The organism is Streptomyces sp. SPB074, from assembly GCF_000154905.1.
In the GTDB taxonomy this organism is placed as follows: domain Bacteria; phylum Actinomycetota; class Actinomycetes; order Streptomycetales; family Streptomycetaceae; genus Streptomyces.
Window position 1 is genome coordinate 3,916,799 of sequence record NZ_GG770539.1, and the last position, 5,309, is coordinate 3,922,107.

Sequence of the window (5,309 nt, forward strand, 5' to 3'; positions counted from 1 at the left end):
CCGGGCGGGACGGGCGCGCTGTTCGCGTCGGGGGCGCGCTGTTCGCGCGGGGCGTGCTCGCCCGTGGCGGTGGCGGTCTCGCGCGTACGCGCGCGCGTCGAGCCCGCGTGCTTACCCGTACGGGTGGCATGAGCGGACGCAGGGCCGGGCAGGACCCACTCAAGTGGCTTGCACTCGATGGGGCAGAGTGCTAATCATTAGCGTTAGCACTCTGATGGTGAGAGTGACAGAGAGACCGGGTCGGTGAGGCCCGGAGGCCCCGCCGTGGCAAGGAATTCGGCGCGGGTCCCAGGCCGTCCGTCGCGGGCGCCACCACGGTCCCTCAGCCCACCCCGTGTCCTGGGAGGACCACTTCACATGGCCAAGATCATCGCGTTCGACGAGGAGGCGCGGCGCGGCCTTGAGCGCGGTATGAACCAGCTCGCCGACGCCGTCAAGGTGACCCTCGGCCCCAAGGGCCGCAACGTCGTCCTGGAGAAGAAGTGGGGCGCCCCCACGATCACCAACGATGGTGTCTCCATCGCCAAGGAGATCGAGCTGGAGGACCCGTACGAGAAGATCGGCGCCGAGCTGGTCAAGGAGGTCGCGAAGAAGACGGACGACGTCGCCGGTGACGGCACGACGACCGCGACCGTCCTGGCCCAGGCGCTGGTCCGCGAGGGCCTGCGCAACGTCGCCGCCGGCGCCAACCCGATGGCCCTCAAGCGCGGCATCGAGCAGGCCGTCGAGGCCGTCTCGGGCGCGCTCCTGGAGCAGGCCAAGGACGTGGAGACCAAGGAGCAGATCGCCTCCACCGCCTCCATCTCCGCCGCCGACACCCAGATCGGCGAGCTCATCGCCGAGGCCATGGACAAGGTGGGCAAGGAAGGCGTCATCACCGTCGAGGAGTCCCAGACCTTCGGTCTGGAGCTGGAACTCACCGAGGGTATGCGCTTCGACAAGGGCTACATCTCGGCGTACTTCGCCACCGACATGGAGCGCATGGAGTCGTCCCTCGACGACCCGTACATCCTCATCGCCAACTCCAAGATCAGCAACGTGAAGGACCTCCTTCCGCTGCTGGAGAAGGTCATGCAGTCGGGCAAGCCCCTGCTGATCATCGCCGAGGACGTCGAGGGCGAGGCGCTCTCCACCCTCGTCGTCAACAAGATCCGCGGCACCTTCAAGTCCGTCGCGGTCAAGGCCCCCGGCTTCGGTGACCGCCGCAAGGCCATGCTCGGCGACATCGCCATCCTCACCGGTGGCCAGGTCATCTCCGAGGAGGTCGGCCTCAAGCTGGAGAACGCCGGCATCGAGCTGCTCGGCCGCGCCCGCAAGGTCGTCATCACCAAGGACGAGACGACCATCGTGGACGGCGCCGGCGACAGCGAGCAGGTCGCGGGCCGCGTCAACCAGATCCGCGCCGAGATCGAGAACAGCGACTCGGACTACGACCGCGAGAAGCTCCAGGAGCGCCTGGCGAAGCTCGCCGGTGGCGTCGCCGTCATCAAGGCCGGTGCCGCGACCGAGGTCGAGCTCAAGGAGCGCAAGCACCGCATCGAGGACGCCGTGCGCAACGCCAAGGCGGCCGTCGAGGAGGGCATCGTCGCCGGTGGTGGCGTGGCCCTGCTCCAGGCTTCCGCGGTCTTCGACAAGCTGGAGCTCGAAGGCGACGAGGCGACCGGCGCGGCCGCCGTCCGCACCGCCCTGGAGGCCCCGCTCAAGCAGATCGCCGTCAACGCCGGCCTCGAAGGCGGCGTCGTGGTGGAGAAGGTCCGCAACCTTGAGGTCGGCCACGGCCTCAACGCCGCGACCGGCGAGTACGTGAACATGATCGCCGAGGGCATCCTCGACCCGGCCAAGGTCACGCGCTCCGCCCTCCAGAACGCGGCCTCGATCGCCGCGCTCTTCCTCACCACCGAGGCCGTCATCGCCGACAAGCCGGAGAAGGCCGCCCCGGCCGCTCCGGGCGGGATGCCCGGCGGTGACATGGACTTCTGATCCCGTTCCCGGCCACCCGGCCGGACTGGATGAGGGTTCCCCGGGGCCCGTACGTCTGCGGACGTACGGGCCCCGGTCGCGTGCGGGGGCGGTCTCGCGGGGGCGGGGGCCTGGATCGCGGGTGGCGGGTGGGGGCCGTGCCCGTACGGAGCGGGCGGCCCGTTCCCGTCGTACGGCCCGCGCGTCCCCCGGGCGTTCCCGGGGACGAGAAAGCGGCACCTCCGGGTCAGGAGGTGCCGCTCTTCGCCGTGACGGCCGTCCGCGTTCCCCCGGGGAGCGAGGGTGCCACCGGGTCCCGCCCGCGTCGCTTCCCCCGAATCCGGCGCGGGCGGGCGGCCCGGTGCCACCGCCCCGTTCGGGACGGTCGTCACCGGGACAGGATGCCGCGAACGGGTCCGGCAGGGTATGAGTACTTCTACCCACACACCCGGCCCCGGCCGGTACGGACGTCACGGAGGGAGCGGGGGATGCACGGAGCCGACGCGGACCCGGTCGCGCTCGCCCGGCTCCTCGGCCTCGCCGTCACCGCCCTCCACGAGACCCGCCCCGAACAGCTGTGGTCCCTCGCCTTCACCGAACTGCTCGACGCGCTCGACGCCGACCTCGCCGTCCGCAAGGCCGAGGAGTGGAACCCCGGCGAGGGCACCGTCCGGCTCTGGACCCCCGAGGGCCCCGCCCACCACCTCCTCGGCCCCCAGCAGCTCGACGTGATCCGCACCGGCTACCCCTTCGTCGACCACTACACGGCCGGCCACCCCCTCGAACCCCTCACCGCCCGCACCACCGCCGGAGCCCACGCCTGGCGCCACGCCGCCCCCGCCGGGCACCTGCGCGACACGCTCGGCTCGACCGACATCCTCGCCCTGCCGCTCCCGCGCCCCGAGCACGGTGCCATCAACGGCTGCCTCCTGCACCGCACCGGCCGCCGCCCCTTCACCCCCGCCCACCTCGCCTACGCCCGCCGCGCCCAGCCCGTACTCGCCGCCGTCGAAGCGCACGCGAGCCACCTGCGCGCCTGGCGCACACCCCCCGCGGGACCGGAGGCGGCGACCGTACGCGAGGAACGCGCCGCCGCACTCGGCCTCACCCCGCGCGAGATCACCGTCCTCGCCCTGCTCGCCGAGGCCCGCGCCGCGAGCGCCATCGCGCAGCGCCTCGGCATCTCACCCCGCACCGTCCACCGCCACCTCACGCACCTCTACCGCAAGTTCGGCACGAGGGACCGGCTCGCGACGGTGCTGCGGGCACGGGAGGCCGGGGTGCTGTGAGCAGTGCGGCGGTGCCGTGCGGGGCGCGCCGGTGCTGCGGGCGGCGCGCCGCTGCCGTGGGTACCGCGCCGGTGCTGCGGGCCGCGCGCCGGTGCTGCGGGCCGCGCTCGCTGCTCAGGTGTGCGGGGTGCGGGCCGGGAGGGAGTTGAGGAGCCGGAGCTTCTCGTGGCTCTCGGTACCGGGAGTGGCGGTGTAGACGAGGAGCGACTGCCACTGCGCCGGGTCGATGAGCACCTGGCAGTACAGGTCCAGCAGTCCCAGCTCGGGGTGGAGCACCCGCTTCGTCTCCGTCTGTGGCAGGCCGACCTCGTGCGCCGCCCACAGCGCGGCGAACTCCTCGCTGCGCGTGAGCAGCGCCTCGGCGATCTCCTCGGCGCGCCCGCCCTTGCCCTCCCGGGCGTACGCCGTGCGCAACTCCGAGACGAAGAACCGCCCGCGCAGCGTGTGGTCCTCCACCGGGCACAGCGGGCGCACCGTCTCGGGCGCGGCGAACCAGCGGTAGCCGATGCTGCGCTCCAGCCCGGTGAAGAGGGTCTGGTCCCCGAGGAGCGCGGTCGCCGCGTGCGTCTGCTTGAGCGTCTCGCCGACCCCCGAGACCACCTGCGCCGGAGTGTCCTCCAGCCGGTCGAGGATGCGCATGAGCCCCGGCGTGATGTGGTCCGTACGGCTCGTGCGGGCGGGGGCGTTGTGACCGGCGAGCAGGAAGAGGTGGTCCCGCTCGGCGAGCGTGAGGCGCAGCCCGCGCGCCATCGCGGCGAGCATCTGCTCCGAAGGCTGCGGACCGCGCTCCTGCTCGATACGCGTGTAGTGGTCGGCGGACATCTCGCACAGCGCCGCCACCTCCTCCCGCCGCAGCCCACCGGTACGGCGGCGCGGCTCGCGCGGCAGCCCGACGTCCTCGGGTTGCAGCGCGGCCCGTCGGATGCGCAGGAAGTCGGCGAGCTGAGCCCGGTCCACGGGGGTCCTCCTGGGGGGCGGGGTGTCGGGGGTGTGGGGCGGGGCGGGTGGCCCGGGCCCGTGCTCAGTGCCCTGGGGTGCGGGGCGCCTGTGTCGTCCGTCGTACGGTGCGGGCTGGCCTTCCCGTGTTCGTCGCACGGTGCGGGCCGGCCGCGTCGCACGGGCGGGTCACAGCAACATGCCGCCGCTGGCCTCGATGCGCTGGCCGGTGATCCAGCCGGTGCCGTCCGTCAGCAGGGCGGCGACCGCGGCGCCGATGTCGGCCGGGTCGCCGACGTGACCCATCGCGGTGACGCTCGCGAGGCCCTGCCGTACCGCCTCGTCGTCCCGCAGCTCACCGCCGCCGAAGTCGGTGGCGGTGGGACCGGGGGCGATCGCGTTGACCGCGATGCGGCGCGGGCCGAGTTCCTTCGCGAGGTAGCGCGTGAAGACCTCGACGGCGCCCTTCATCGCGGCGTAGGGCGCGGCGTCGACCTGCGTGAAGCGGGTCAGGCCTGTCGAGACGTTGAGGACGCGGCCGCCATCGGCGAGCAGGGGCAGGAGCGTCTGGGTGAGCAGGTAGGGGCCCTTGAAGTGGACCGCGTACACGCTGTCGAGCTGCGCCTCCGTGGTCTCGGCCACGGGCGCCATCGCGGAGGAGCCGGCGTTGTTGAAGAGGTGGTCGAAGGTGTCCCGCCCCCAGTGCTCGTCCAGCGCGGCCCGTACGTCCGCGGCGAAGGCCGGGAACGTGCCGAACTCGGTCGTGTCCAGCCGGAAGGCCACGGCGGTACGACCCAGCCCGCGCACCTCGGCGAGCACGGCCTCGATCTCCTCGGCGTGCGAGCGGTAGGTGAGGACGAGGTCCTGCCCGGCGGCCGCGAGATGCAGAGCGGCCTGCCTGCCGAGCCCGCGGTTGGCACCGGTGACGAGGGTGATCTTGGGGGTGGGGGTGGAGGCGTGGGGGGGCCTCGGCGGTCGCGGGGGTGTTGTGGGTCTCGCTCATGGGGTGCTCCGTAGACGTGCGCGGGGGCTTTCGCTTACGTCATCGAGAGTGGCCCGGGACGGGAGGGGGATGAAGGCCGCACTTGTCCAGGGACCGGGGGTCCCCCTTTGGGGGAGGGGTGG

The 5,309-nt window shown here is 72.9% G+C and carries 4 protein-coding genes; 2 read left to right on the forward strand and 2 right to left on the reverse strand.

What is annotated here, in order from left to right; genetic code table 11:
• The first annotated feature begins 357 nt into the window (after positions 1 to 357).
• On the forward strand, positions 358 to 1,980 hold the full coding sequence (gene groL, locus SSBG_RS16330; RefSeq protein ID WP_008747199.1) for a chaperonin GroEL: 1,623 nt from the start codon (positions 358 to 360) through the stop codon (positions 1,978 to 1,980).
• A 467-nt stretch (positions 1,981 to 2,447) separates the two neighbouring features.
• A complete protein-coding gene (locus tag SSBG_RS16335; protein WP_008747200.1) occupies positions 2,448 to 3,248 on the forward strand; it encodes a helix-turn-helix transcriptional regulator in 801 nt (266 codons plus the stop codon).
• A gap of 114 nt (positions 3,249 to 3,362) precedes the next feature.
• Here SSBG_RS16335 and SSBG_RS16340 read toward each other — a convergent pair whose 3' ends face one another.
• Both SSBG_RS16340 and SSBG_RS16345 read right to left on the reverse strand, forming a co-directional pair.
• Positions 3,363 to 4,205 carry a helix-turn-helix transcriptional regulator gene (locus tag SSBG_RS16340; RefSeq protein ID WP_008747201.1) on the reverse strand — a complete coding sequence of 281 codons (843 nt, stop codon included), beginning with the start codon at positions 4,203 to 4,205 and terminating at the stop codon, positions 3,363 to 3,365.
• A 168-nt stretch (positions 4,206 to 4,373) separates the two neighbouring features.
• The gene (locus SSBG_RS16345; protein ID WP_037869929.1) at positions 4,374 to 5,120 is read right to left on the reverse strand and encodes an SDR family NAD(P)-dependent oxidoreductase; all 747 of its coding nucleotides are present in this window, start codon (positions 5,118 to 5,120) and stop codon (positions 4,374 to 4,376) included.
• Positions 5,121 to 5,309 lie beyond the last annotated feature (189 nt).

What these genes read in the sequence shown, in the direction of transcription:
- groL (WP_008747199.1), top strand. Translation starts at nt 358, where the DNA reads ATGGCCAAGATCATCGCGTTCGACGAGGAGGCGCGGCGCGGCCTTGAG.
- SSBG_RS16335 (WP_008747200.1), top strand. Translation starts at nt 2,448, where the DNA reads ATGCACGGAGCCGACGCGGACCCGGTCGCGCTCGCCCGGCTCCTCGGC.